Origin of the sequence: Streptomyces sp. NPDC004629 (assembly GCF_042873595.1) — a bacterium.
In the GTDB taxonomy this organism is placed as follows: domain Bacteria; phylum Actinomycetota; class Actinomycetes; order Streptomycetales; family Streptomycetaceae; genus Streptomyces.
In genome coordinates this window covers 89412-114953 of record NZ_JBIALO010000027.1, presented here as the reverse complement: position 1 = coordinate 114953, position 25542 = coordinate 89412, and the positions used below count along the sequence as shown (strand labels likewise).

The window sequence follows — 25542 nt, the reverse complement described above, 5'->3', positions numbered from 1 at the left end:
CGCCGACCACCGCGCCTACCTCGCCTTCATGTGGGCCCACCCCGGCAAACAACTCCTCTTCATGGGACAGGAGTTCGCCCAGGGCGCCGAATGGTACGAAGCACACGGCCCCGACTGGTGGCTGCTCGACCCCGGCTACCCGGCCGAACCCGACCACCGCGGCATCCGCGACCTCGTACGCGACCTCAACACCGTCTACCGCGCCACCCCCGCCCTGTGGCAGCGCGACACCGACCCCACCGGCTTCCAGTGGATCACCGCCGACACCACCGACAGCGCCACCGCCGCCGACGACAACGTGTTCGCGTTCCTGAGGTACGACGCCGACGGGACACCCCTGCTGTCCGTGTCCCACTTCTCCCCCGTCGTCCGCCACGACTACCGGCTCGGCGTACCGGACGACGTCCCCGCGTGGCGGGAGGCGCTCAACACGGACGCGGCCCGCTACGGCGGCGGAGAGGTGGTGCATCCGCACCCGGTCAAGCCGGAGCCGCGGGGCCGGCACGGGCGCCCCGCGAGCATCCGGCTGACCCTGCCCCCGCTGGCTACGGTGTGGCTGCGGCCTGCCTGAGCCCGTCGGGCAGGCCGCCCGCGTACAGCACACCCAGCCGCTGCGTGGCCCGGGTCAGGGCCACGTACAGGTCGCTGGTGCCGTACCGGCCCGGCTCCACCACCAGCACCGAGTCGAACTCAAGCCCCTTGGCCTGGCGCGGGTCCAGCAGGACGACGGTCCGCGTCAGGTCGGGCTCGGCGCCGGCCGTGACCCCGTCCAGCCGGGCGGCGAGCGCCCGGTGCAGGTCGCGCGGCGCGATCACCGCGAGGCGGCCCTCGGCGGGGGTCAGTTCGGCGACCGCCTTCGCCACCGCGCCCGGCAGGTCGTCGGCCGCCTGCCGCACCCAGGGCCGTACCCCGGTCGAACGGACCGAGCTGGGCGGTTCGAAGCCGGGCTGTTCGGCGCGGACCACGGCCGCGGCCAGGTCCATGATCTCCGACGGGGTGCGGTAGTTGACGCCGAGACGCGTGTGCTCCCAGCGGTCCTCGACGTACGGCGCGAGGATCCGGGACCAGGAGCCCACGCCCGCCGGCTCCGCGGTCTGGGCCGGGTCGCCGACCAGGGTCATCGAACGGGTAGGGCTGCGCCGCATCAGCAGCCGCCAGGCCATCGGCGACAGCTCCTGCGCCTCGTCCACGATGATGTGCCCGAACGCCCAGGTCCGGTCGGCCGCGGCCCGCTCGGCGGCGCTGCGGAAGTCGGCCTCCTCGTGCCGCTCGGCGAACCGTTCGGCGTCGATGATGTCGTGCGCGGACAGCACCTCGGAGCCGTCGGGATCGCTGTCCTCCTTGTCCTCGAACTCGTAGGTGCGGGACGCGTACGACACGTCGAGGACGCCCTGCGCGAAGGCGATCTGCGTCTCCCGTTCCCTTTCGGCGAGCGTCCGCCTGACGCGGTCGTCCTCGCCGAGCAGTTCGGCCGCCTCGTCGAGCAGCGGCACATCCGCCACGGTCCACGCCCGGGTCACCGGACGGCGGATCGCGGCGGCGTCCTCGTCGCTCAGGTACCCGTCGGGGTCGGCGAGGAAGTCCGCGAGCAGCCGCTGCGGGGTCAGCCTCGGCCACAGCCGGTCGATGGCGGACCAGACGTCCGGGTTCTCGGCGAGTTCGTCGCGGATCTGGGTGATGTCGCCGGCGTCCAGCAGGTTGCCGCCGTCGTACGGGTCGGTGCCGATGCGCTCGGCCACCATGTCGGTGAGCGTGTTGAGGATGTGGCCCTCGAAGTGCTCGCGGGCCACGTTGTGCGGCAGCCCGGCGGCGCGGGTGCGCTCGCGGGCGACCTTCACCAGGCCGTCGTCGAGCATCAGGACCTCGCGGTCGTGCTCGATCGCGATCACCGGGTCGGGCAGCGCCTGCCGGTCGCGTACGACGGCGGCGAGCACGTCGGCCATGTCGGCGTGGCCCTTCACCGCCGCGGCCCGCGGGGTGTCCTGGGCGGTGGCCCGCACCCCGGGGAACAGCTCGCCGACCGTGGCGAGCAGCACCCCCGTCTCGCCGAGCGAGGGCAGCACCTCGCCGATGTAGCCGAGGAAGGCGGGGTTCGGGCCGACGACCAGGACGGCCCGCCGGGCCAGCAGGTCCCGGTGCTCGTACAGCAGATAGGCCGCCCGGTGCAGCGCGACCGCGGTCTTGCCGGTGCCGGGGCCGCCCTCGACCACCAGCACCCCGCGGTGGGGCGCCCGGATGATCTCGTCCTGCTCGGCCTGGATGGTCTGCACGATGTCGCTCATGCGGCCGGTGCGCGCGGAGGTGAGCGCGGCCAGGAGCACGGCGTCCCCGGTCGGGTCCTCGTGGCCGGTGCGGGTGGCGTCGCCGAGGTCGAGGATCTCGTCGTGCAGGGAGGTGACCCTGCGGCCGTCGGTGGAGATGTGCCGGCGCCGGCGCAGACCCATCGGGGTGTGGCCGGTGGCCAGGTAGAAGGGGCGGGCGACATCGGCGCGCCAGTCGATGAGGACGGGGGTGCGCTCGGCGTCTTCGGCGCGCAGCCCGATACGGCCGATGTGGTGGGTGGTGCCCGAGGTCAGGTCGATGCGGCCGAAGCAGAGCGAGCCGTCCACGGCGTTCAGCGCGGCGAGCAGCCCGGACCGTTCGGCGACCAGGATGTCCCGCTCCAGGCGGGCCTGCATGGGCTTGTCGCCCTGCGCGAGGGCGTCCGCGACGGAGGTCTCGGTGTCGCCGCGCAGCGCGTCCACACGCGCGTACAGTCCGTCGATGAATTCCTGCTCGCGACGCAATTCATCGTCCGGAAATTCGGTGTTTGACAATTCCGCTCCCGCCCGGATATACTGTGCTCAGTGAACTTCTTCGCGACTTAATTCCATGAAGTCGCGAATCACCGAATATACGCAGGGAAATCCCCCGAGCGCAATTGCTCGGGGGATTTTTTACGGGCGTCACCGTCCTACAGCACGTCGGACAGCTCCTCCAGGAGCCTGCGCCGGGGCCGCGCCCCGACCATCGCCTTCACCGGCTCACCGTTCCGGAACACCATGAACGTCGGCATCGACAGCACCTTGTACGCGTTGGTGGTCAGCGGGTTGGCGTCCACGTCCAGTTGCACGACCTTCAGCCGGTCACTCGTCTCGGCGGCGAGCGCGCCGAGTACCGGCGCCATCTGCCGGCACGGCGGACACCAGTCGGCGGTGAACTCCACCAGCACCGGCAGGTCGGATTCGATCACCTCCGCCGTGAAGTCCCCGTCCGTCACCTCGGCCACGCCGACCGTCCTGGTCATCGTCGGTGTCCTCCCAGTTCGCACTCGGGTTCCGGACCACCCGGAACCAGCGCCTCGGCGGCCAGCGCGTCCCTGGCCCGCTCCGCCCGCCCCAACTGCCCGGCGACCTGCGCCCGCACCGCCCGCAGCTCCCCGATGAGCGCGTCCAGCTCGTCCAGCTTGCGCCGGTAGATCGCGAGCGAGGCGGGGCAGGAGTCGCCCTCCGGATGCCCGGCCCGCAGACACTCCACGAACGGCCGGGTCTCCTCCAGGTCGAACCCGAAGTCCTGCAGCGTCCGGATCTGGGTGAGCAGCCGCAGGTCCCGCTCGTCGTAGACGCGGTGGCCCTTACCGTCGCGGCGCGCGGGCAGCAGCCCCCGCGCCTCGTAGTACCGCAGTGTCCGCGTGGTGGTCCCGGCCCGTGCGGCCAGCTCGCCGATACGCATGTCCTCGACGGTAGGCGTTGACGTCGAGGTCAGGGCAACCCGTCGGTCACCCGGGGCTCCCCGCGGACCGGGCCATCTCCAGCAGGGAGGCGCTGCGCCGCTCCGCGTCGAAGGCCCGGCGTCCACCGCGCAGCAGCGCCGCCACCAGTAGCAGCGCGGAGTGCCGGTAGCCGAACGCCCCCCGCACGGCACGCTCCACGGCCAGGCAGCGCAGGATGAGCAGGTGGCGGGCTCATCACGGAACCGGGCGGCCGGGCAACGGGGGATGCTCGGCCGCCCGGGGCGGTGGCCGGACGTCCGGCCCGGGTTCAGGCCGGGCCGCACGTCCGGAGTCGGTGCCGGGCCGGGGCCCGACGAAACCGCACGTCCCGAATCGGCGCCGCAACGAGGCCCGACGAAACCACACGTCCCGAATCGGCGCCGCAACGAGGCCCGACGAAACCACACGTCCGCAATCGGGGCCGGGCCGGGGCCCGACGAAACCGCACGTCCCGAATCGGGGCCGCCACGAGGCCCGGCGAAGCCACACGTCCGGAATCGGCGCCGCAACGAGGCCCGGCGAAACCGCACGTCCCGAATCGGGGCCGGGCCGGGGCGCGGCGGAGCCGTCACGCCTTGGCCAGCTCCTTCTCGCTGTCGCCGTTGCCCGGCTGCTCCGGCAGCCCGGCCGCCGGCGCCTGCTCGCCCTCGTCCAGCAGGGTCTTCTCGTCGAACGGCAGCTCACCGGCGAGCACCCGCCGGACGCGGTCCGTGTCGATCTCCTTCGTCCAGGTGCCGATCAGGACGGTGGCGACGGCGTTGCCCGCGAAGTTCGTCAGGGCGCGGGCCTCGCTCATGAAGCGGTCGATGCCGACGATCAGACCGACGCCGTCGACCAGCGCGGGCTTGTGCGACTGCAGACCGCCCGCCAGCGTGGCGAGCCCGGCGCCGCTGACGCCGGCGGCGCCCTTGGAGGCGAGCAGCAGGAACAGCAGCAGCGGGATCTGCTCGCCGACCGACATCGGCGTGCCCAAGGCGTCGGCGATGTACAGCGACGCCATGGTCATGTAGATCATGGTGCCGTCGAGGTTGAAGGAGTAGCCGGTCGGAACGGTGATGCCGACCACGGGCTTGCTGACGCCCAGGTGCTCCATCTTCGCGATGAGCCGCGGCAGCGCGGACTCCGAGGAGGAGGTGGACAGAATCAGCAGGAACTCCCGGGCCAGGTACGTGAACAGCGCGAAGACGTTCAGCCCCGCGATGGCCCGCAGCAGCGCACCGAGCACGACGAAGACGAACAGCACGCACGTGACGTAGAAGCCGAGCATCAGCACCGCGAGGCTCTTCAGCGCCTCCAGGCCCGACGAGCCGACCACCGCGGCGATGGCGCCGAAGGCACCGATGGGCGCGGCCCACATCACCATGGCGAGGATGCGGAAGACGAGCCGCTGGATGTGCTCGATGCCACGCAGCACCGGCTGGCCGGCCGAGCCCATGGCCTGTAGCGCGAACCCGGCGAGCAACGCGATCAGGAGGGTCTGGAGCACCTGGCCCTCGGTGAAGGCGGAGACGAACGTGGTAGGGATGATCGACAGCACGAAGTCCACCGGCGGCAGCGCGTCGCCGGCCACCTGGTCGTGCCCGGTCTGCTTGATCGCGTCGGTCAGGTGCAGCCCGTCACCGGGGTGCAGCACGTTGCCGACGACGAGACCTATGGCGAGCGCGACGAGCGACATCACGAGGAAGTAGCCGAGCGCGATACCGCCGACCGCGCCGACCTTGGCCGCCTTGCGGACCGAGCCGATGCCCAGCACGATCGTGCAGAAGATGACCGGCGAGATCATCATCTTGATCAGGTTCACGAAGCCCGTGCCGAGCGGCTTCAGCTCGACCCCGAAGTCGGGCCGGATGAGCCCCACGGCGATACCGAGCGCGACCGCGACGATCACGGCGATGTACAGATAGTGGGTGCGGTCCCGCTTCGCGGCGGGTGCGGCAGGTGCCGTTTCGGATGTGCTGGCGGCCACGGCTGCCCTCCTTGACGTCTTCGTCGGCATCACCGGCGTGCGGCTCACGTCCGGGGGATATGGGGGATGCCGTGACTATCTCCTGGTCTGTGAGGGCGGTCACCCTTACGTTCATTTAGTTCGCGCTCAACCGGAGGGGCACACTGACGACATGCGCTTCTCCGCCCTGCCCCGACCCCGCAGCCTGGCCGGCCAGCTGTTCGCCATGCAGGCCGTGCTGATCGCGGTCGTGGTCGCCGGGTACGCGCTGTTCACCTATCTCAGCGACCGCGGCCAGGCCGAGGACGCGGCGGGCCGGCAGGCCACGGCCGTGGCCCGCTCGATAGCCGACGCCCCCTCGGTGCGGGAGGCGATCAACGCCCCGGACCCGACGGCCCGGCTCCAGCCGTACGCGCTCCAGGTCCAGCGGGACACCGGCGTCGACTTCGTGACGATCATGAGCCCGCGGGGCATCCGCTGGACCCACCCGGACACCGCACAGATCGGCGGGAAGTTCCTCGGGCACATCGGGCCCGCCCTTGAGGGCCACTCCTTCACCGAGACGTACACCGGCACCCTCGGCCCGTCCGTGCGCGCCGTCACGCCCGTCTGGGACGGCAACCGTGTCATCGCCCTGGTGAGCGCGGGCATCCGCGTCGAGGCCATCAGCGAGCGGGTGCAGGAGCAGGTCACGGCCATGGCCGGGGTCGCGGCCGGCGCCCTGGCGCTGGGCGGCGTCGGCACGTACGTCATCAACGCCCGGCTGCGCCGGCACACCCATGGCATGAACGCGGCCGAGCTGAGCCACATGCACGACTATCACCAGGCCGCGCTGCACGCGGTGCGCGAGGGGCTGCTGATGCTGGACGGCCAGTTCCGTGTGGCCCTCATCAACGACGGCGGTCGGGAACTGCTCGGCGTCGGCCCCGAGGAGGTGGTGGGCCGATCGGTGGCCGACCTCGGGTTGCCCGCACCGCTCACCGGGGCGCTGCTGGCCTCGCAGCCGCGGGTCGACGAGGTGCATCTGACGGCGCACCGGGTGCTGGTCGTCAACACCTCGCCGGTGTCCGGCGGTGAGCGCCGCGGCACCGTCGTCACCCTCCGGGATGTCACCGAACTCCAGTCGCTCATGGGCGAGTTGGACTCGGAGCGTGGTTTCACCCAGGCGCTGCGCTCGCAGGCCCACGAGGCGGCGAACCGGCTGCACACGGTGGTCTCCCTGATCGAGCTGGGCCGTGCCGAGGAGGCGGTGGAGTTCGCGACCGCCGAGCTGGAGCTGGCCCAGGCGCTGACCGACCAGGTGGTGGCCGCGGTCAGCGAGCCGGTGCTGGCCGCCCTGCTGCTCGGCAAGACCGCCCAGGCCAACGAGCGGGGCGTGGAGCTGGTGGTGGCGCCGGAGAGCCGGCTGGACGACGGTCTGCTCCCGCAGGGCCTGCCGGCCCGCGACCTGGTGACCATCCTCGGCAATCTGATCGACAACGCGGTGGACGCGGCCCAGGGCACCGTGCGGGCCCGGGTCACGGTGACGGCATACGCCGAAGAGACGGCGGACGCGGCCGCGGGGGGCCGCGCCGAACTGGTGCTGCGGGTCGCCGACTCGGGCAGCGGGGTGGATCCGGCCCATGCCGAGCTGGTGTTCCAGCGGGGATTCACGACCAAGCCGGCCGGGCCCCAGGGCCGTGGGCTCGGCCTCGCGCTGGTGCGGCAGGCAGTGACCCGGCAGGAGGGCACGTTGACGGTGACGGAGAACGAACAGGGCGGGGCCGGAGGTGCCGGCGGTGCGGGCGGTGCGGTGTTCGAGGCACGGCTGCCCCTGGGCGGGACCGCGGGGCCGGCCCGCAGGATCGGCAGCGCCGCGGCGCGAGGTGGGGCATGACGGCGGGACAGCCCATCCGGGTCCTCGTCGTGGAGGACGACCCGGTCGCCGCGGACGCGCATGTGCTGTACGTCGGACGGGTGCCGGGCTTTGTCGCCGTGGGCAAGGCGCACACCGGCGCGGAGGCCCGGCGGGTGCTGGACCGCACCCCGGTGGACCTGCTGCTGCTCGATCTGCACCTGCCGGACGTGCACGGCCTGCAGTTCGCCCGCTCGATGCGGGCGGCCGGCCATCACGCCGATGTGATAGCGGTGACGTCCGCCCGGGACCTGACCGTGGTACGCGAAGGGGTCTCGCTCGGGGTCGTGCAGTACGTCCTGAAGCCCTTCACCTTCGCGACCCTGCGGGACCGGCTGCTGCGCTACGCCGAGTTCCATGCGGCGGCCGGCGAGGCCAGCGGGCAGGACGAGGTGGACCGGGCGCTCGCGGTGCTGCGGGCGCCGAGCCCGGCGGCGCTGCCGAAGGGTCTGAGCGCGCCCACCCTGGAGCGGGTCACGGTGGCCCTGCGCGACCGCACCGGCGGACTCACCGCGGCCGGCGTCGCCGAGGCGGTCGGCATCTCCCGCATCACGGCCCGCCGCTACCTGGAGCACCTGGTCGACACGGGCCGGGCGGCCCGCAGCCCGCAGTACGGCACGGTGGGCCGCCCGGAACTGCAGTACCGGTGGGTGACGGGGCAGTGAGGTGAGCGCTCAGTCCGGCTCGGCCGCCGGACTGAGCGGCACGGCGTAGAGCACGATGTTGAGGCCGAGTCCGCCCACCGCGAGGGCCTCCAGCAGCGACAGGGACACCAGCCCCGCCGACGGCCCGCCCGCCACCCAGTACACGGCGAGCCCGCTCGCCGGCACCACGCAGAACGCCAGCAGGTCCACCACCAGCTGCACGACCTTGCGGGACAGGCGCCGGGCGTCCTGCCGGTGCGCCGCCTCCCAGCGGAAGACCTCCGTCGCCTCCGCACCGGCCAGTTCGGCCAGCCGCGGCGCCAGTTCGTCGCGCACATAGGCGCCGATCGCCGAGATCTTCTGGTCGTTGACCAGGTAGGTCCAGCCGAGGACCACGCACACCGGGGGCAGGGCGAGCAGCATGGCGGGCCGGCCGGCCTGGGCCACGGCGGCGACGACCGCGGCCACCACGGTGAGGGTGACGTAGAGCAGGTTGTCGCGGAAGCCGATCCGGCTCTTCTGCTCGTCCTTGACGGTCTGGTACTCGGTGAGCAGCAACTGGCCCACGCTGACGTCTCGTTCCGGCACTCGCGCCCCTTCCCCCGGCTACCTTAAGAGTGTGCCGCAGACACCGCCCACCGTTTTGGTCCTGACCGCGCTCGCGCTGGAGTACGCGGCGGTGCGCGCCCATGTGACGGAGCGCCGGGAGCGGGTGCATGCGGGCGGGACCCGGGTGGAGGTGGGACGGCTGCCCGGTTGCTCCTGGCAGGTGGTGACCGCCGAGTTGGGTGAGGGCGCGCGGACCGCCGCCGCGCTCACCGGTCCGCTCATCGACTGGCTGCGTCCGCGGGCGGTGCTGTTCGTCGGCGTCGCGGGCGCCCTCAAGGACGACGTCGCCCTCGGTGACGTGGTGGTGGGCACCAAGGTGTACGCCGTGCACGGCGGCAAGCAGACACCCGATGGCCTGCTGGTCCGCCCGGAGGCATGGTTCGGCTCCAACGCGCTGGTGCAGGCGGCCCGTTCGGCCGTACGGGACATGCCGGGTGTACGCGTGCACTTCAAGCCGATCGCCAGCGGTGACGTGGTGCTGGCCGACGCCGCCTCCGGCGTCGCCCGGCAGCTGCGGGAGCACTACAACGATGCGGCGGCGATCGAGACGGAGGGTTCGGGAGCGGTCCACGCGGCCCATCTGAGCGGGCAGGTCGACGCGTTGGTGATCCGCGGCATCAGCGACCGCGCCGACGCGGACAAGCAGCGGGCCGACGCCGCCGGTTCCCAGGAGCGGGCCGCGGCGCGGGCGGCGGCCGTCGCCGTGGCGGTGCTGCGCACACACGCCCCGGACGGCGATGCCCCCGCCGGACCCGAGGAGGACGCCCAAGGCACGTACGGCGGCGACCACATCGACTTCCGGGGCGGCACCTTCCACGCACCCGTCGTCGGCAAGGCGGTGGGCACCGACCGCACCGACGACCACCGCTGACGGCACCCGCCTAATGGGCGGCGCGGTCAAGGGCTGAGCCGGACGCCCACGCGCGTGCCACGCACGAAACCCGCCCTCCACGCGGCCCGATCACCACCACGCCCCGGCGCCCCTCACGGCACGGCAACACCGACCTGCCCACGCGCCACCCACCACCGACTCCGGCACACCCACGCCACCGGACGACACGGCCTTCGGCCTCGCCCTGGCTCGCGCACGACTGGAGAAGAACGGCGAACGCCCGCGCCACCGGCGGCATCGTCACGACCACGCCCCGGTACCCCCGACGCACCTCGACGCCCGACGCCCGTGCCGTCGGTGGCCACCCGTGGCGTCCGGATGCTCACCAGGATGAGGGGGATCAGAAGACCGACTCGGCCTCGTCCATCCGGTCCTTCGGTACCGTCTTCAGTTCGGTGACCGCCTCCGCGAGCGGCACCATCACGATGTCGGTGCCGCGCAGCGCGGTCATCCTGCCGAACTCGCCCCGGTGCGCGGCCTCCACCGCGTGCCAGCCGAAGCGGGTGGCGAGCACCCTGTCGTACGCGGTCGGCGTGCCGCCGCGCTGGACATGGCCGAGGATGACCGGCTTGGCCTCCTTGCCGAGCCGCCGCTCCAGCTCGTACGCGAGGGCCGTACCGATGCCCTGGAAGCGCTCGTGCCCGTACTGGTCGATCGCGCCCTTGCCGTAGTCCATCGTGCCCTCGGCGGGGTGCGCGCCCTCGGCGACGCAGATGACGGCGAACTTCTTGCCGCGGTCGAACCGCTCCTCGACCATCTTGACCAGGTCGCCCGGGTCGAACGGCCGCTCGGGCAGGCAGATGCCGTGGGCGCCGCCGGCCATGCCGGACTCCAGGGCGATCCAGCCGGCGTGCCGGCCCATGACCTCGACGACCATCACGCGCTGGTGGGACTCCGCGGTGGTCTTGAGGCGGTCCATGGCGTCGGTGGCGACGCCGACCGCGGTGTCGAAGCCGAAGGTGCGGTCCGTGGAGGAGATGTCGTTGTCGATCGTCTTCGGGACGCCCACGACCGGCAGGCCCGCGTCGGAGAGCATCCGGGCCGCGGTCAGCGTGCCCTCGCCGCCGATCGGGATCAGCGCGTCGATCCCGAACTCGTCGACCATGTCGGTGGCCCGCTCGCAGGCCTCGCGCAGCCGGTCGCGCTCCAGGCGCGAGGAGCCGAGGATGGTCCCGCCGAGGGAGAGGATGCCGCCGACCGCGTCGAGGTCGAGGGTGCGGTAGTGGCCGTCGAGCAGTCCCCGGTAGCCGTCCTCGAAGCCGATCACCTCGTCGCCGTAGTTCGTGACCGCCCGGTGCACGACCGACCGGATCACGGCGTTCAGGCCGGGGCAGTCGCCGCCTGCGGTGAGGACTCCGATGCGCATCCTGCTGTGTCTCCTGCTCGCTGTCGACGCGGGTGAGCCAGTCCGATTGTTTCATGTCCCGGGGGCGGACGTGGACCCCCGTCCTGACGGGCGCTTTATCCGCGGGCGAAGGTATTGTCAAGGGGGTTCCGCTCACCCCGGTGGGCGATTTTTGTGCGTGCCGGAACAGCCGCCGAAGGGTGTGCGGCGGCGCCGACATGAACGAGCCACCGAGACGAACGCGATGAACGCGATGAACGAGACGAACGCGACGAAACGGAGAGCACGCGTGACCCGCAGTGTGTACGTCACCGGGATCGACCGCGGCGACGGCCGCCAGGTCGTCGAGCTGGGAGTCATGGAACTCCTGACCCGGCAGGTCGACCGGGTGGGTGTGTTCCGTCCGCTCGTGCACCACCACCCCGACCGCCTCTTCGAACTGCTGCGGGCCCGCTACCGGCTCTCCCAGGACCCGGCGACCGTCTACGGCATGGACTACCACGAGGCGTCCACGCTCCAGGCCGAGCAGGGCAGCGACGAGCTGGTGTCCACGCTCGTCGACCGCTTCCACCTGGTGGCCCGCGACTACGACGTCGTCCTGGTGCTCGGCACCGACTTCGCCGACACCCAACTGCCCGACGAACTCGCCCTCAACGGCCGGCTCGCCAACGAGTTCGGCGCCTCCGTCATCCCGGTGGTGGGCGGCCGCAGGCAGAGCACCGAGTCCGTGCTCGCCGAGACCCGCAACGCCTTCCGGGCCTACCAGGGCCTGGGCTGCGACGTACTGGCGATGGTCGCCAACCGGGTGGCCCCGGGCGACCGCGAGGAGTTGGCCGGACAGCTCGCGAACCGGCTGCCGGTGCCCTGTTACGTGCTGCCGGACGAGCCGGCCCTGGCGGCGCCGACCGTCGCGCAGATCGGCCAGGCCCTGGGCGCCGAGGTGCTGCTCGGCGACGACTCGGGGCTCGCCCGGGACGCGCTCGACTTCGTCTTCGGCGGCGCCATGCTGCCCAACCTGCTGGCCGCGCTGACCCCGGGCTGCCTCGTGGTGACCCCGGGCGACCGCGCCGACCTGGTCGTCGGCTCGCTGGCCGCGCACAGCGCCGGCACCCCGCCGATAGCGGGCGTCCTGCTGACCCTGGACGAGCGCCCCAGCGACGGGATCCTCACCCTGGCCGCCCGCCTCGCCCCCGGCACCCCGGTGCTGTCCGTGGCCGGCAACAGCTTCCCCACCGCCGAGCGGCTGTTCTCCCTGGAAGGCAAGCTGAACGCGGCCACCCCGCGCAAGGCGGAGACCGCGCTCGGCCTGTTCGAGCGGTACGTCGACACCGGTGACCTGCTGCGCCGGGTCTCCGCGCCGAGCAGCGACCGCGTCACCCCGATGATGTTCGAGCACAAGCTGCTGGAGCAGGCCCGCGCCGACCGGCGCCGGGTGGTCCTGCCGGAGGGCACCGAGGAACGCGTGCTGCGCGCCGCCGAGGTGCTGCTGCGCCGGGACGTGTGCGATCTGACCCTGCTCGGGCCGGTCGACCGGATCCGCAAGCAGGCCGCCGACCTCGGCATCGACCTCGGCGAGGCGCAGTTGATCGACCCGGCCGTCTCCGAGCTGCGCGAGGCCTTCGCCGAGCGGTACGCCCGGTTGCGCGCCCACAAGGGCGTCACGGCGGAGCTGGCCCACGACGTCGTCGCCGACGTGAACTACTTCGGCACCCTGATGGTCGAGGAGGGCCTGGCGGACGGCATGGTCTCCGGTTCCGTGCACTCCACCGCGGCCACCATCCGGCCCGCGTTCGAGATCATCAAGACCCGGCCGGAGTCCTCGATCGTCTCGTCGGTCTTCTTCATGTGCCTCGCCGACAAGGTGCTGGTCTACGGTGACTGCGCGGTCAACCCGGACCCGGACGCCGCGCAGCTCGCCGACATCGCCGTCCAGTCGGCGGCCACCGCGCGGCAGTTCGGCGTGGAGCCGCGGATCGCGATGCTGTCGTACTCCACCGGCACGTCCGGTTCGGGCGCCGATGTCGACAAGGTGCGTGAGGCCACGAAGCTGGCCCGCGCGCGGCGGCCCGATCTGAAGATCGAGGGGCCGATCCAGTACGACGCCGCGGTGGAACCCACGGTCGCCGCGACCAAGCTGCCGGGCTCCGAGGTGGCGGGGCAGGCCAGCGTGCTGATCTTCCCCGACCTGAACACCGGCAACAACACCTACAAGGCCGTGCAGCGCTCGGCCGGCGCGATCGCCGTCGGACCGGTGCTGCAGGGCCTGCGCAAGCCGGTCAACGATCTGTCACGGGGCGCCCTCGTCCAGGACATCGTCAACACCGTCGCCATCACGGCCGTCCAGGCCCAGAGCCCCGCCCCGGCCCCGCACGAGAAGGCAGCCGCCCAGTGACCTCCCGCCCGTCGCCCGCCACGACGCCGTCCGGCGAGCCGCAACCGGCCGCCGTCGCTTCCCGCGTCCTCGTCCTGAACTCCGGCTCCTCGTCGCTGAAGTACCAGCTGCTGGACATGCGCGACGGCGGCCGGCTCGCCGTCGGTCTGGTGGAGCGGATCGGCGAGCAGACCTCCCGGCTCAGGCACACCTGCCGGACCACGGGCGAGACCCGTGAGCAGAACGGGCCGATCGCGGATCACGACGCCGCCCTGAAGGCCGTCGCCGGGGAGCTGTCCCGGGACGGCATCGGCCTCGACTCGCCGGAGCTGGCCGCGATCGGGCATCGCGTGGTGCACGGCGGCATGTTCTTCACGGAGCCCACCGTCATCGACGACTCCGTGCTCACCGAGATCGAGCGGCTGATCCCGGTCGCGCCGCTGCACAACCCGGCGAATCTGACCGGCATCCGCACGGCGCGGGCGCTGCGCCCCGACCTGCCGCAGGTCGCGGTCTTCGACACCGCGTTCCACACGACGATGCCGGAGTACGCGGCCCGCTACGCGATCGACACGAAACTGGCGGACCGCTACCGGGTGCGGCGCTACGGCTTCCACGGCACCTCGCACGCGTATGTCTCCCGGGCGGCCGCGCGGCTGCTCGGCAGGGCCCCGCAGGAGGTGAATGTGATCGTGCTGCACCTGGGCAACGGGGCGTCGGCCTCGGCGGTCCGCGGCGGCCGGTGCGTGGACACCTCGATGGGACTGACGCCCTTGGAGGGGCTGGTGATGGGAACCCGCTCCGGTGACCTGGATCCCGCCGTCATCTTCCATTTGCGGCGCGTTGGCGGAATGTCCATGGATGAGATCGACACTCTTCTCAACAAGGGGAGCGGTCTGTTCGGCCTGTGCGGCGACAATGACATGCGGGAGATTCAGCGCAGGATCGAGGAGGGCGACGCCGGGGCGCGGCTCGCCTTCGACATTTACGTGCACCGGCTGAAGAAGTACATCGGCGCCTACTACGCGGTACTCGGCACGGTGGACGCGGTCGTCTTCACCGCCGGGGTCGGCGAGAACGCCGCCCCGGTGCGGGCGGCGGCGATCGAGGGCCTGGCGGCGCTGGGCCTCGACGTCGACCCGGAGCTGAACGCCGCGCGGGGCGACGGGGCCCGGCTGATCTCGCCGCCGGACGCGCGGGTCGCCGTGGCCGTGGTTCCGACGGACGAGGAATTGGAGATCGCCGAACAGACCTACGCACTGGTCGGAAAGGGCGTCTGAGGAATTCGACCGGCACTCGCCTGGCACTCGCCTGAGCGTGAACCCGCCCATTTGTGTCTTCCATCAGACGGAATATTCCGTAGCGAAACAAACCGATAGGATCGCCCCATGCGCCGTTCGAAAATCGTCTGTACTCTCGGCCCCGCGGTCGACTCCCACGAGATGCTCGTCGCCATGATCGAGGCGGGCATGAACGTGGCCCGGTTCAACTTCAGCCACGGCACCCACGCCGAGCACCAGGCGCGGTACGACCGCGTCCGCGCCGCGTCCAAGGAGACCAACCGCGCCATCGGCGTGCTCGCCGACCTCCAGGGACCGAAGATCCGCCTGGAGACCTTCGCCGAGGGTCCGGTGGAACTGGAGCGCGGCGACGAGTTCGTCATCACCACCGAGGACGTCCCCGGCGACAAGAGCATCTGCGGCACGACGTACAAGGGCCTGCCGAACGACGTCTCGCGCGGCGACCAGATCCTGATCAACGACGGCAACGTCGAGCTGAAGGTCCTGGACGTCGAGGGCCCCCGGGTGCGGACGATCGTCATCGAGGGCGGCGTCGTGTCCGACCACAAGGGCATCAACCTGCCCGGCGCGGCCGTCAACGTGCCCGCGCTCAGCGACAAGGACATCGAGGACCTGCGGTTCGCGCTGCGCATGGGCTGCGACCTGGTCGCGCTGTCCTTCGTCCGGGACGCCCGGGACGTGGCCGACGTCCACAAGGTGATGGACGAGGAGGGCCGCCGCGTCCCGGTGATCGCCAAGGTGGAGAAGCCGCAGGCGGTCGAGAACATGGAGGACGTCGTGATGGCGTTCGACGGCGTGATGGTCGCCCGCGGCGACCTGGCCGTCGAATACCCGCTGGAGAAGGTCCCCATGGTGCAGAAGCGCCTGATCGAACTGTGCCGGCGCAACGCCAAGCCGGTGGTCGTGGCGACCCAGATGATGGAGTCGATGATCACCAACTCCCGTCCGACCCGCGCCGAGGCATCCGACGTGGCCAACGCGATCCTGGACGGCGCCGACGCGGTCATGCTGTCCGCCGAGTCGAGCGTGGGCGCCTACCCGGTCGAGACCGTCAAGACGATGTCGAAGATCGTCCGGGCGGCCGAGCAGGAACTGCTCTCCAAGGGCCTGCAACCGCTGGTGCCGGGCAAGAAGCCGCGCACGCAGGGCGGTTCGGTCGCCCGGGCCGCGTGCGAGATCGCGGACTTCCTCGGCGGCAAGGGCCTGATCGCCTTCACCAAGTCCGGTGACACCGCCCGCCGGCTGTGCCGCTACCGCGCCGCCCAGCCGATCATCGCCTTCACCACGGACGAGTCCACCCGCAACCAACTGGCGCTCAGCTGGGGTGTGGAATCGCATGTCGTGCCGTTCGTGAACAGCACCGACGAGATGGTCGACCTGGTCGACCAGGAGGTCACCAAGCTGAGCCGCTTCGACGCGGGCGACACCCTGATCATCACGGCCGGCTCACCCCCCGGCGTCCCCGGCACCACCAACATGGTCCGCGTCCACCACCTCGGCGGCGGCGAGAAGGACTGACACCCCCAACGGATCCGACGGCCACCGACCCACCGAAGGATCCCGTACGACACCGAGGGCGCCCCCTGCGGACAGGGGGCGCCCTCGTGTCTTCCGCGGCTCCCGAACGGGCTTGTGGGGGGCGTCAGTCGGTGGTGTACACGTGCATGCCGGGCACGTGCAGGGTGCCTCCGAACTGGGCGGCCTGGGTCACCTTCACATGGGTGAAGTAGATCAGCGGGATGTTCAGCGGCGGCGGGCTTTCGGGGCTGAACGTCACGGGGATCAGGCCGAAGAGGTTTCCGGAGATGCTCTCCGTGTACATCACCGTGTCGCCGTCGCGGATCGTGGACGTCGAGCCGGCCGCAGCCTGTACGTGGTAGGTCTTGCCTGCCTGCTTGTCGTTGACCGTCTGGTGCAGGTCACCGATGTCGGTGCCGCCGGAGATGACGTACTTCAGCACCTGCTTGGTGGTGCCGTTGGCGCGCTTCACCTCGACGATGCCCTGGTAGTCGGCGTTCTTGAGCAGCAGCGAGCTGGCGTTCAGGTACCAGGGGTCGTCCGCCACCGGCACCGCGTTGTCGACGCCGCCCGTGTCGTCCGTGGCGAGCGGACAGTCGTCGGCGGAGGCGGAGGCGCTTGCCGAGGGACTGGGCGAGGAGGTGGCCGACCCGGCTGCCTCCCGCACGGCGTCGGTGGTGTCCCCGGCCGCCTCGGACGCCTTGTCGGTGGTGTCCTTGACGGTGTCCTCGACCGTCTTGGTGACCTTGCCGGCCGTGTCCTCGACGGTGTCGGCGGCGCTGCCGCCCGCGTCCTTGCCGTCTCCGGAGTCCTTGCCGCCGGAGTCCTTGCTCCCGGAGTCCGCCGCGGACGCCGACGCGGAGGGCGTGGGGCTCGCGCTCGCCGAGGAGCCGGAGCCCGCGCCGCCGGTGAAGATGCCGGTGATCGCGTCGCCGATGGTGTCGAGCAGGTTCCCGCCGCCGGTGGACGCCGACGGGGTGGGCGTGGCTTGGTTGCCGGAGTCGGAGGTGGAGGTGTCCGAACCGCCCGCCGAGGACGCGGACTTGGACGCGGACGGGCTCGGTGTGGCCTTGTCGTCGGAACCTGAATCCGGCGAAGAGGCCCTGCCCGAGGTGTCCTTGGCGCCGTCGGCGGTGCCGTCCGTCGCCGACGGGGCCGGCGTCGCCCGGTCCGCTGACTCGCTCGCGCTCGGCGAACCGGAGGGCGACGGCGAGGCCGAGGCGCCCTTCGAGTCGTCCAGCGCGGTGACACAGTCCTTGTACTCGTCGGCCGTCAGGCTCTTCGACGACGGCGGTGTGTCGTTGTTGTCGGCGAGGGCGAGCGTGGACGTGAACCCCATGCCCATGAGGACCGCCGTCGGCATCGCCACGGTGGCGATGGCTTTGCCCGCCGGCATGTGGAACCTGGTGAACAGCGGCTTCTTGGGTGCCGCGTGGCGCGGCCCGGTTCTCACACGGGACGTGTCCACATGGGTCCCGTGGGTCACCTCGTCAGCCGGCACTGTGCCTCCCGTTCGCCCCGTTGCCCGGGCTCGTTCCTGACAGGTCGTTCGCCTCGTACCCCGGGCCCGTCGCACTGCCGGGCGCGGCCTTTGGGGAGTCCCCGACGCCCGCACCGCCCGCCTGTGCCGGCTGCGGCGCCGACGGCACCCCCGGCGCCCATGCCACGGCCATCGCCCCGCCGATCAGCGCGAACAGGAAGCCGACGATGAAGCCGCCGAAGTTGGACACGGGGATGGACACCAGCGCCAGCAGGATCGCGGCGACTCCCGCGAAGGTCCGCACGTGCTGCTGGAACCAGAGGCTGATGCCGAGGACGACGAGCAGCACACCGATGATCAGGGACCCGGCTCCCGCGGTGGTGGCCATCGCGATCGTCAGATGACCGAACTGGAGATGCGCGTACGGGAAGTACATGATCGGAAAGCCGGCGAGCAGGACGAACAGGCCGGCCCAGAACGGACGGGTACCCCGCCAGGCGCGGAACTGCAGCCTTCGGCGGGTGAACTGACCCGGTGCGGCAGGAGTCTCGGCGCTCATGGAATACAGCTCCCTGGTACGGCATTGCTGTGGTGGAGATGTGTGCCGCGCGTGAAGACGCGGCCGGAAGGGGAAGGGCGGGGGCGCCCTTCGGCTCCCCCGCCCGTCATCGAGTGCTTAGTAGCACTCCTTGGCATCCGTCGACAGCGACATCCTCAGGCCGCTGAGCTTGAAGGTTCCGGCGGTGGTGGCCCACGCCGTCTGCTTCACGCCGACCAGCGTGGCCTTGTCCGACTGCTGGGAGAACCCGAAGGGGTTCGTGGTGTCGCCCTGCTTGATGCCCGGACCCTTGTTGGCGTCCTTGGCGGCCACACCGATGTCGATGTTCTTGAACGTCGCGTCGGCCTGGAGGTCGGCAATGTCGATGTAGATGTTGTCGGCCCTGACGGGGGTGTCGCCGCCGCCCGCCTTCAGGATCAGGCTGACCGAACCGAACACCGGGACGTTCGGGGTGACCACGGACTGGCACAGGTTCGTGATCTTTGCGGTCCTGAACGCCGAGACGGCGACGGGGTGAACCGTCTTCTTGCCGTCGAGCGTGTAGCCCTCGTCGATGGCCCCGTACTGCTCGAAGCCGGTGCCCACCAGTTTGTCGGCCGTCACCTTGAACGACTGGCCGGAGACGCTGAACGACGCCGCGAGGGCGCCCTGCGCGAGTGCGACGCCTATACAAGCCGTGGCGGCGACGCTGGGCACCATGACCACAGCGAACCGCTTCCATCTGGTCCCGCCACGCACCTGGGACTCCATATTTCCTCCTTCTCGGACGTACATCTCCTGGCCCGGACTCGCACCAGTCGGCGGCTCGGCCGGGCAGGGATGGGAGAAGTGCTACGTCCTCGGGAAGGAGAACGCCCGCGCCCGGGGACACGAACCGCGCCCGAAATCACCGGCGATCACCCCCGAGCGACAACCACTGGTCGCGCCTGACACGCATCACGCACAACCTTGCCGGACAGGCTTCGCCGGTCTGGCGAAGACCCCCCTGCCCGAGAGCCGGCCCCACTGCCGCCGGCTCTGCTCGGTGGGGACCCAGATGGACCCGCGCGCCCGATTGGCTGTCGGGGTACGGGAATGGACCGAGCGTCGCCGATCGTGGTGCATTCTCGCCGCCCGCACAAGGGGGTTCGTTACTGGCTAGTAACGGGCGGATAACCGAAGCACGACCCAGCGGTCCCGGAGCGCGACGCTCGGTGGCATCGAAGGGCAGAACAAAGCCGTTGATCTCCGGGCGGAACCAGACAGATCAACGGCCTCGACTTACTGCGAGTAACAGCGGCCGCGATTACCAAGATTTGGTAAAGCGCGGCCGCTCTGACGTCTCGTCGGCAAATCTTTCACTCGGGCATCACATGCCCGCGCGTTTAGCAACTGGTCAGAACGGGGCCCTCACCCCGCTCGGGGTCCCGGTCAGAACAGCGCCCGGGCGAGCGCCCTGCGCGCCCCGACGACCCGCGGGTCGTCGGCCCCGACCACCTCGAACAGCTCAAGCAGCCGGCGCCGCACGGCGTCCCGGTCGGCACCCGCCGTGCGCCGCACGGTCTCGATGAGCCGCCCGAAGGCGTCCTCGACATGCCCGCCGACCAGGTCCAGGTCGGCCGCGGCGATCTGCGCCTGCGCGTCACCCGGCTTCTCGGCGGCCTCCTTGCGCACCTGCTGGGGGTCGGCGCCCTGCACCCGCTGAAGCAACTCGGCCTGGGCGAGCCCCAGTTTCGCCTCGCTGTTGCCCGGGTCGTCGCTCAGCACGTTCTGGTACGCGCGGATCGCCCCGCCGAGGTCGCCGGCGTCCAGCGCCTGCACGGCGGCCTCCAGCAGCGCGTCGTACGGGCCGGCCGGCGCCGGGGCCGCGGCGGCGCCCGGTGCTGCCGGTTCGGCGTCCGGGTCGACGGCCAGACCGGTCAGCCCGAAGCGCTCCTCGGCGACCTGGACCAGCTGGTCGAGGGTCTGCCGGATCTGCTGCTCCCCGGCGGCCCCCTGGAAGAGGGGCAGCGCCTGCCCCGCGACGACGGCGAAGACGGCCGGGATCCCCTGGATCCCGAACTGCTGCATCAGCATCTGGTTCGCGTCGACATCGATCTTGGCGAGCAGGAAGCGCCCGTTGTACTCGACGGCCAGCCGCTCCAGCACCGGGCTCAGCTGCTTGCAGGGCTGACACCACTCGGCCCAGAAGTCGATGACGACCGGTACCTCGGCGGAGCGTTGCAGGACATCGCGTTCGAAGCCCGCCTCATCGACGTCGATGACGAGATCGGCCGGCGAGACGGCCCCTGTTCCGCCCTGTCGGGCGACTTCGGCGCGCGTCTGCTCCGCCTTGGCCTTGGCCTCCTGGGCCGCCTTCACCGCGGCGAGGTCGACGACGCCGCTCATGGACATGTTCCGTGGCTGCATACGTCTATCCTCCCCCGTACCCGCTCCTGTGTGAAAAGCGGTGTGAAAGCGCGCCGAGTCCCCACCCGCGCACCAGGGCACACCTCGCGTGCGCGTTCGCCCGCGCACGTCCCGCACGGGCTTTCGCTACGACTCGTAGCGTAATACCAACGGGGGTCCGGGCGACACCACACCCCGGTGATCTCTCTCACGGCCGCACGGAATCCGCCGGTTATGGTCGGGGGATGCAGAGCCGCACCCCCGCCCCCCGCACGGGCCGCCCGCGCAGTGCCGCCGCGGACACCGCGATCCTGGCCGCGACCCGGCAGGCGCTGGTCGAACTGGGCTGGTCGAAGCTCACGTTGTCGGACGTGGCGACGCGGGCCGGGGTCGCCAAGACGACGCTCTACCGGCGCTGGGCGGGCAAGAACGAACTCGTCGTGGACGCGGTGGCGGAACTCTTCGACGAACTGGAACTGCCCGACCGGGGCAGCCTCGCCGCCGACATCGAGGGCGTCGTCCTCCAGTTCGCGGCGATCCTGGCCCGCCCCGAGGCACGCAGCGGCCTGATGGCAGTGGTGGCGGAGTCGACCCGGGACGAGGCGCTGCGCGAGCGCATCCGCGCCTCGATCGTCGACCGGCAGAAGCGGCTGGTGCTCCAGGGCCGGGCCCGGGCACAGGGACGCGGCGAGCTGCCCCCGCAGCCGGATCCCGCGGAGGCCGCCCGCACGATCGACCTGATCTTCGACGTGGTCGCGGGCGCGGTCGTGCACCGCACCCTGGTCAGCGCGGAGCCCGCCGATCCCGACTGGGTACGCGACTTCACCCGCGTCCTCCTGCACGGCCTGTCGGCGGCCGAGACGCCCCGGCCACAGCCGCCTGCGACGGCCCGGACTGCCTAGAACCCGGCCGGCTCCGTGTACACCCCCCACTCGTCACGCAGCGCGCCGCAGATCTCGCCGAGGGTCGCCTCCGCGCGCACCGCGTCCAGCATCGGTTCGATCATGTTGGCCCCGGACCGTGCGGCACCGATCATGGCGTCCAGCGCGGAACGCACCGCCGTCTCGTCCCGCGCGGCCCTGCGGGCGCCGAGGAGGCGGACCTGCTCACGCTCCACCTCATGGCTGACCCGCAGGATCTCCAGGTCCCCGGTCACCGAGCCGGTGTGGACGTTGACACCCACGACCCTCTTGTCGCCCTTCTCCAGGGACTGCTGGTAGCGGAACGCGGACTCCGCGATCTCCCCGGTGAACCAGCCGTCCTCGATCCCGCGCAGGATCCCGGAGGTGACAGGACCGATCGGGTGGCGCCCGTCGGGGTGCGCCCTGAGCCCCCGCTCCTTGATCCGGTCGAAGATCTTCTCCGCGTCCGCCTCGATCCGGTCCGTCAGCTGCTCCACGTACCACGAACCGCCCAGCGGGTCGGCCACGTTGGCGACACCGGTCTCCTCCATGAGCACCTGCTGGGTGCGCAACGCGATCTCGGCGGCCTGCTCGCTCGGCAGCGCCAGCGTCTCGTCCAGCGCGTTGGTGTGCAGCGAGTTGGTCCCGCCGAGCACGGCGGCCAGCGCCTCCACGGCCGTGCGCACCACGTTGTTGTAGGGCTGCTGGGCGGTCAGCGACACCCCGGCGGTCTGCGTGTGGAACCGCAGCCACTGCGCCTTCTCGCTCTTCGCCCCGTACACGTCGCGCAGCCACCTGGCCCAGATCCGGCGCGCGGCGCGGAACTTGGCGATCTCCTCGAAGAAGTCGACGTGCGCGTCGAAGAAGAAGGACAGGCCGGGCGCGAACACGTCCACGTCGAGCCCGCGCGACAGCCCCAGCTCCACATACCCGAACCCGTCCGCCAGGGTGTACGCCAGCTCCTGGGCGGCCGTCGCCCCGGCCTCGCGGATGTGGTAGCCGGAGACGGACAGCGGCTTGTAGGCGGGGATGCCGGCCGCGCAGTACTCCATCAGGTCGCCGATCAGCCGCAGATGGGGCTCCGGTTGGAACAGCCACTCCTTCTGCGCGATGTACTCCTTGAAGATGTCGGTCTGCAGCGTGCCGTTGAGGACGCCCGGGTCCACGCCCTGCCGCTCGGCCGCGACCAGGTACATGCAGAAGACGGGGACGGCGGGTCCGCTGATCGTCATCGAGGTGGTGACGTCGCCGAGCGGGATGTCCTTGAACAGGACCTCCATGTCGGCGGCCGAGTCGATGGCCACCCCGCAGTGGCCGACCTCGCCCAGCGAACGCGGGTCGTCGGAGTCGCGCCCCATCAGCGTGGGCATGTCGAAGGCGACCGAGAGCCCGCCGCCGCCCGCGGCGAGGATCATCTTGTACCGCTCGTTGGTCTGTTCCGCGTTCCCGAACCCGGCGAACTGGCGGATCGTCCAGGTTCGGCCCCGGTAGCCGGTCGGGTACAGACCGCGGGTGAAGGGGTACTCCCCCGGCCAGCCGATCCGCTCGAATCCCTCGTACGTGTCGCCGGGTCGCGGCCCGTACACCGGCTCCACGGGATCGCCGGAGAGCGTGGTGAAGTCAGCGTCGCGCTTGCGCGCGGCGTCATAGCGGGCCTGCCAGCGGCTGCGGCCGTCCTCGATGGCGTGAGCGTCCATACCCTCGAATTTACTAGGACGTCCAAGTAAATGTCGATGGCAGACCGCCGCGCGTCGCTCGCACGGCGGTGTGATCTACGCCTTGGCGACAGCGGGGGCCTGGTCGCCGACCTTGGCCTCCAACTCGTGGCTGATCTTCCGTTCGACGAAGAAGGCGGCCGTCGGGATCGTCCCGGCGAGCAGCACCCACAGTTGCTTGCCGACCGGCCACTTCGCCTTGGAGCCCAGGTCGAAGGCGACGACGAGGTAGACGACGTAGAGCCAACCGTGGGCGATGGCGACAACGCGGGTGAAGTCAGCGGCGCCAGCGACATCCAAGCCATACTTGGCGATCATGCCGAGGCACAGCAGGACGAGCAGGACGCCCGTGGTGTAAGCCATGACGCGGTAGCGGGTCAGCACGCTTTGTTTCATGGATACGAGCGTATCCGCCCGAAAATCCCCCGCGTCGGCGGGGAGCACGCCCACGGCTGGCTGCACGTGGTCTACCTGGTCGGATCACCTCCGCGTCGGCGGAGAGCAGCGCGCTGACCCGCGAAAACTCTACTCGTCCTCGAAGTCCCGCGCGGCGACGCGCAACGGACGCAGCATCGCGAAGATCTCCGCGCACTCCTCCGCGTCGTACACGCCGAGCCCGAAGTCCATGGCCATCAGGTCCCGGGTGGCGGCCTCGACGACCTCCCGGCCCTTGTCGGTGATCACGGCGAGCGTGCCGCGCCCGTCGTTCGGATTGGGCCGCTTGTCCACGAGACCCGACCGCACCAGCCGGTCGACGGTGTTCGTCACCGACGTGGGGTGCACCATCAGCCGCTCGCCGATCTTCGACATCGGCAGCTCGCCCGCCTTGGAGAAGGTGAGCAGCACCAGCGCCTCGTAACGGGCGAACGTCAGCCCGTACGGCTTCACCACCGCGTCGACCTCGCCGAGCAGGATCTGGTGCGCCCGCATGATCGAGGTGATCGCGGACATCGACGGCACGTTCCCCCACCGCTGCTTCCACAGGTCGTCGGCGCGGGCGATGGGATCGAAGGGAAGGCTGAGTGGCTTCGGCACGCCCTTGACCTTACCGGCCGGTCATATGCCGGTCAGCCCCGTCTCGGCTTTCGGTCGCCCGGTACGCCGCGGCCAGCGCGCAGCAGCACACCACCCCCAGCGCACCGGCCCCGGCGACGGTCGCCCGCACCCCGAACGCCTCGGCCGCCACACCCGCCAGCGCCATGCCCGCGCCCTGGACGGTCATCAGCCCCGCGCTCAGCACGGTCATGGCCCGCCCGCGCAGTTCGTCCGGCACCGCCCGGACGAACCGCTGGTCGAGGCCGAGCGTGTACGCGGACCCGGCGCCCGCGATCAGCAGGAGCAGCAGCGAGACCACGAGCCCGGGGCGCAGGACGTAGCCGAGGTAGGGCAGCAGGGTGAGGCAGACCAGCGGCAGCGCGATCCGCTCCCGGGCGGCCGGACCGAGCCGCGCACCCGCGTACAGTTCGCCGAGGACGGTGCCGACCGGCAGCGCGCACATCAGCAGGCCGAGCCCGGCGGAGCCGACACCGAGCGCGTCCGCGTACGGGGCGGCCAGTGCCTCCGGGACCACGCAGAACATCGCGGGCACCCAGAACAGCAGCAGCTGAAGGCGTATCCGCCGGTCGGCGAGGAACAGCCGGGCGCCGCCCGGGGGGTCGCCGAGCCCGGCGGCCCGGGCCCGGGCCGGCCGCCTGCGGGTACCGAGGCGCAGCAGCGCGGCCGAGCCCAGGAAGGTGGTCACGGTGATCAGCAGCGCGTGCCGCGGCGAGACCACGGCGAGCAGCAGTCCGCCGAGCCCGTACCCGACGAGCAGGGCGCTCTGCGCCACGATCCGCAGCAGCGAGCGGCCCAGCACGAACAGATCGCCGCCGCCGAGGACATCGGCGAGGGTCGCCATGCGGGTGCCGGCGAACACCGGCGCGACGACGGCGACGCAGCAGCGCAGCGCGAGCAGCCCGCCGATGCCGGTCCCGGGCACCACCATGAGCGCGACGCACCCGGCGCACACCAGGTCGCACACCACGAGCACGCGGCGGGCCGGGAAGCGGTCGGCGACCCCGGCGAGCAGGGTGCCGCCGAGCACGTACGGCAGGAAGCCGAGCGCGAAGGTCAGCGCGCTCAGCAGGGGCGAGCCGGTGAGGTCGTAGACGAGCACGGACAGCGCGATCTCGCTGACGATCACGCCCAGCATGGACAGGGTGTGGGCGGCGAAGACGGCCCGGAACTCGGGCACGGCGAAAACCCGGGCG

The 25542-nt window shown here is 71.4% G+C and carries 23 protein-coding genes; 8 read left to right on the top strand and 15 right to left on the bottom strand.

Annotation, left to right across the window (positions count from 1 at the left end; genetic code table 11):
- Positions 1 to 571 (top strand): alpha amylase C-terminal domain-containing protein (locus tag ACFYTE_RS32525; RefSeq protein ID WP_388718401.1); only part of this gene is annotated, 571 nt, incomplete at its 5' end.
- Here ACFYTE_RS32525 and ACFYTE_RS32520 read toward each other — a convergent pair.
- The 5 genes from ACFYTE_RS32520 to ACFYTE_RS32500 form a co-directional block, all read right to left on the bottom strand.
- Positions 546 to 2816 carry a HelD family protein gene (locus ACFYTE_RS32520; RefSeq protein ID WP_388718399.1) on the bottom strand — a complete coding sequence of 757 codons (2271 nt, stop codon included), beginning with the start codon at positions 2814 to 2816 and terminating at the stop codon, positions 546 to 548. The genes ACFYTE_RS32525 and ACFYTE_RS32520 overlap by 26 nt on opposite strands.
- 137 nt (positions 2817 to 2953) lie before the next feature.
- Positions 2954 to 3286, bottom strand: a complete 333-nt coding sequence (locus ACFYTE_RS32515; RefSeq protein ID WP_388718397.1) for a thioredoxin family protein — start codon at positions 3284 to 3286, stop codon at positions 2954 to 2956.
- Positions 3283 to 3711, bottom strand: a complete 429-nt coding sequence (locus ACFYTE_RS32510; protein WP_388718395.1) for a MerR family transcriptional regulator — start codon at positions 3709 to 3711, stop codon at positions 3283 to 3285. The genes ACFYTE_RS32515 and ACFYTE_RS32510 overlap by 4 nt, the downstream gene beginning before the upstream one ends.
- Before the next feature lie 46 nt (positions 3712 to 3757).
- Entirely contained in the window at positions 3758 to 3898 is a 141-nt protein-coding gene (locus tag ACFYTE_RS32505) for a hypothetical protein (protein WP_388718394.1), read from the bottom strand.
- Positions 3899 to 4319: 421 nt separating this feature from the next.
- Entirely contained in the window at positions 4320 to 5747 is a 1428-nt protein-coding gene (locus tag ACFYTE_RS32500; RefSeq protein WP_388718419.1) for a cation:dicarboxylate symporter family transporter, read from the bottom strand.
- A 121-nt stretch (positions 5748 to 5868) separates the two neighbouring features.
- Between ACFYTE_RS32500 and ACFYTE_RS32495 the strand changes: the two genes are divergently transcribed.
- On the top strand, positions 5869 to 7572 hold the full coding sequence (locus ACFYTE_RS32495; protein WP_388718392.1) for an ATP-binding protein: 1704 nt from the start codon (positions 5869 to 5871) through the stop codon (positions 7570 to 7572).
- Positions 7569 to 8255, top strand: a complete 687-nt coding sequence (locus tag ACFYTE_RS32490) for a response regulator (protein WP_388718390.1) — start codon at positions 7569 to 7571, stop codon at positions 8253 to 8255. Before ACFYTE_RS32495 ends, ACFYTE_RS32490 begins: the two co-directional genes overlap by 4 nt.
- Before the next feature lie 9 nt (positions 8256 to 8264).
- On the opposite strand, the gene ACFYTE_RS32485 is transcribed toward ACFYTE_RS32490, so the two are convergent.
- Complete coding sequence (locus ACFYTE_RS32485) at positions 8265 to 8822, bottom strand: hypothetical protein (protein WP_388718388.1); 558 nt, start codon at positions 8820 to 8822, stop codon at positions 8265 to 8267.
- 31 nt (positions 8823 to 8853) lie between these two features.
- Between ACFYTE_RS32485 and ACFYTE_RS32480 the strand changes: the two genes are divergently transcribed.
- A complete protein-coding gene (locus ACFYTE_RS32480; RefSeq protein ID WP_388718386.1) occupies positions 8854 to 9714 on the top strand; it encodes a 5'-methylthioadenosine/S-adenosylhomocysteine nucleosidase in 861 nt (286 codons plus the stop codon).
- A 361-nt stretch (positions 9715 to 10075) separates the two neighbouring features.
- Here ACFYTE_RS32480 and ACFYTE_RS32475 read toward each other — a convergent pair whose 3' ends face one another.
- Complete coding sequence (locus ACFYTE_RS32475; RefSeq protein ID WP_388718384.1) at positions 10076 to 11101, bottom strand: ATP-dependent 6-phosphofructokinase; 1026 nt, start codon at positions 11099 to 11101, stop codon at positions 10076 to 10078.
- Positions 11102 to 11369: 268 nt separating this feature from the next.
- Here ACFYTE_RS32475 and pta point away from each other — a divergent pair, with 268 nt between their 5' ends.
- The 3 genes from pta to pyk all read left to right on the top strand — a co-directional run bounded on the left by pta (position 11370) and on the right by pyk (position 16270).
- Positions 11370 to 13472, top strand: coding sequence for a phosphate acetyltransferase (gene pta, locus ACFYTE_RS32470; protein ID WP_388718382.1), 2103 nt, complete (start codon positions 11370 to 11372; stop codon positions 13470 to 13472).
- Positions 13469 to 14731 carry an acetate kinase gene (locus ACFYTE_RS32465; RefSeq protein WP_388718380.1) on the top strand — a complete coding sequence of 421 codons (1263 nt, stop codon included), beginning with the start codon at positions 13469 to 13471 and terminating at the stop codon, positions 14729 to 14731. The genes pta and ACFYTE_RS32465 overlap by 4 nt, the downstream gene beginning before the upstream one ends.
- 108 nt (positions 14732 to 14839) lie before the next feature.
- Complete coding sequence (gene pyk / locus ACFYTE_RS32460) at positions 14840 to 16270, top strand: pyruvate kinase (protein WP_388718378.1); 1431 nt, start codon at positions 14840 to 14842, stop codon at positions 16268 to 16270.
- A gap of 124 nt (positions 16271 to 16394) precedes the next feature.
- Here pyk and ACFYTE_RS32455 read toward each other — a convergent pair whose 3' ends face one another.
- The 4 genes from ACFYTE_RS32455 to ACFYTE_RS32440 all read right to left on the bottom strand — a co-directional run bounded on the left by ACFYTE_RS32455 (position 16395) and on the right by ACFYTE_RS32440 (position 20697).
- Positions 16395 to 17771 (bottom strand): hypothetical protein, encoded by a 1377-nt coding sequence (locus ACFYTE_RS32455; RefSeq protein ID WP_388718376.1) that lies wholly within the window; start codon positions 17769 to 17771, stop codon positions 16395 to 16397.
- The gene (locus tag ACFYTE_RS32450; protein ID WP_388718374.1) at positions 17761 to 18309 is read right to left on the bottom strand and encodes a DUF6114 domain-containing protein; all 549 of its coding nucleotides are present in this window, start codon (positions 18307 to 18309) and stop codon (positions 17761 to 17763) included. Before ACFYTE_RS32450 ends, ACFYTE_RS32455 begins: the two co-directional genes overlap by 11 nt.
- A 117-nt stretch (positions 18310 to 18426) precedes the next feature.
- On the bottom strand, positions 18427 to 19059 hold the full coding sequence (locus ACFYTE_RS32445) for a DUF6230 family protein (RefSeq protein ID WP_388718372.1): 633 nt from the start codon (positions 19057 to 19059) through the stop codon (positions 18427 to 18429).
- Between the two features lie 660 nt (positions 19060 to 19719).
- Positions 19720 to 20697: a tetratricopeptide repeat protein gene (locus tag ACFYTE_RS32440; protein ID WP_388718370.1), complete on the bottom strand. Its 978-nt coding sequence runs from the start codon at positions 20695 to 20697 to the stop codon at positions 19720 to 19722.
- A gap of 224 nt (positions 20698 to 20921) precedes the next feature.
- Here ACFYTE_RS32440 and ACFYTE_RS32435 point away from each other — a divergent pair, with 224 nt between their 5' ends.
- The gene (locus tag ACFYTE_RS32435; RefSeq protein ID WP_388718368.1) at positions 20922 to 21578 is read left to right on the top strand and encodes a TetR/AcrR family transcriptional regulator; all 657 of its coding nucleotides are present in this window, start codon (positions 20922 to 20924) and stop codon (positions 21576 to 21578) included.
- Here ACFYTE_RS32435 and ACFYTE_RS32430 read toward each other — a convergent pair.
- The 4 genes from ACFYTE_RS32430 to ACFYTE_RS32415 all read right to left on the bottom strand — a co-directional run bounded on the left by ACFYTE_RS32430 (position 21575) and on the right by ACFYTE_RS32415 (position 25484).
- Positions 21575 to 23275, bottom strand: coding sequence for a methylmalonyl-CoA mutase (locus ACFYTE_RS32430; RefSeq protein ID WP_388718366.1), 1701 nt, complete (start codon positions 23273 to 23275; stop codon positions 21575 to 21577). The two genes, ACFYTE_RS32435 and ACFYTE_RS32430, sit on opposite strands and share 4 nt — an antisense overlap.
- A 75-nt stretch (positions 23276 to 23350) precedes the next feature.
- Positions 23351 to 23689, bottom strand: a complete 339-nt coding sequence (locus ACFYTE_RS32425) for a DUF3817 domain-containing protein (RefSeq protein WP_388718364.1) — start codon at positions 23687 to 23689, stop codon at positions 23351 to 23353.
- 129 nt (positions 23690 to 23818) lie between these two features.
- Complete coding sequence (locus ACFYTE_RS32420) at positions 23819 to 24328, bottom strand: MarR family winged helix-turn-helix transcriptional regulator (RefSeq protein WP_388718362.1); 510 nt, start codon at positions 24326 to 24328, stop codon at positions 23819 to 23821.
- Between the two features lie 10 nt (positions 24329 to 24338).
- Positions 24339 to 25484: an MFS transporter gene (locus ACFYTE_RS32415; RefSeq protein ID WP_388718417.1), complete on the bottom strand. Its 1146-nt coding sequence runs from the start codon at positions 25482 to 25484 to the stop codon at positions 24339 to 24341.
- Between the last annotated feature and the right edge of the window lie 58 nt (positions 25485 to 25542).

Coding starts and splice junctions, on each gene's coding strand:
- ACFYTE_RS32510 (WP_388718395.1), bottom strand. CDS start 3,711: ATGCGTATCGGCGAGCTGGCCGCACGGGCCGGGACCACCACGCGGACA.
- ACFYTE_RS32435 (WP_388718368.1), top strand. CDS start 20,922: ATGCAGAGCCGCACCCCCGCCCCCCGCACGGGCCGCCCGCGCAGTGCC.
- ACFYTE_RS32425 (WP_388718364.1), bottom strand. CDS start 23,689: ATGAAACAAAGCGTGCTGACCCGCTACCGCGTCATGGCTTACACCACG.
- ACFYTE_RS32430 (WP_388718366.1), bottom strand. CDS start 23,275: ATGGACGCTCACGCCATCGAGGACGGCCGCAGCCGCTGGCAGGCCCGC.
- ACFYTE_RS32450 (WP_388718374.1), bottom strand. CDS start 18,309: ATGAGCGCCGAGACTCCTGCCGCACCGGGTCAGTTCACCCGCCGAAGG.
- ACFYTE_RS32495 (WP_388718392.1), top strand. CDS start 5,869: ATGCGCTTCTCCGCCCTGCCCCGACCCCGCAGCCTGGCCGGCCAGCTG.
- pyk (WP_388718378.1), top strand. CDS start 14,840: ATGCGCCGTTCGAAAATCGTCTGTACTCTCGGCCCCGCGGTCGACTCC.
- ACFYTE_RS32475 (WP_388718384.1), bottom strand. CDS start 11,101: ATGCGCATCGGAGTCCTCACCGCAGGCGGCGACTGCCCCGGCCTGAAC.
- ACFYTE_RS32490 (WP_388718390.1), top strand. CDS start 7,569: ATGACGGCGGGACAGCCCATCCGGGTCCTCGTCGTGGAGGACGACCCG.
- ACFYTE_RS32445 (WP_388718372.1), bottom strand. CDS start 19,059: ATGGAGTCCCAGGTGCGTGGCGGGACCAGATGGAAGCGGTTCGCTGTG.
- ACFYTE_RS32515 (WP_388718397.1), bottom strand. CDS start 3,286: ATGACCAGGACGGTCGGCGTGGCCGAGGTGACGGACGGGGACTTCACG.
- ACFYTE_RS32440 (WP_388718370.1), bottom strand. CDS start 20,697: ATGCAGCCACGGAACATGTCCATGAGCGGCGTCGTCGACCTCGCCGCG.
- ACFYTE_RS32500 (WP_388718419.1), bottom strand. CDS start 5,747: ATGCCGACGAAGACGTCAAGGAGGGCAGCCGTGGCCGCCAGCACATCC.
- ACFYTE_RS32415 (WP_388718417.1), bottom strand. CDS start 25,484: ATGCTGGGCGTGATCGTCAGCGAGATCGCGCTGTCCGTGCTCGTCTAC.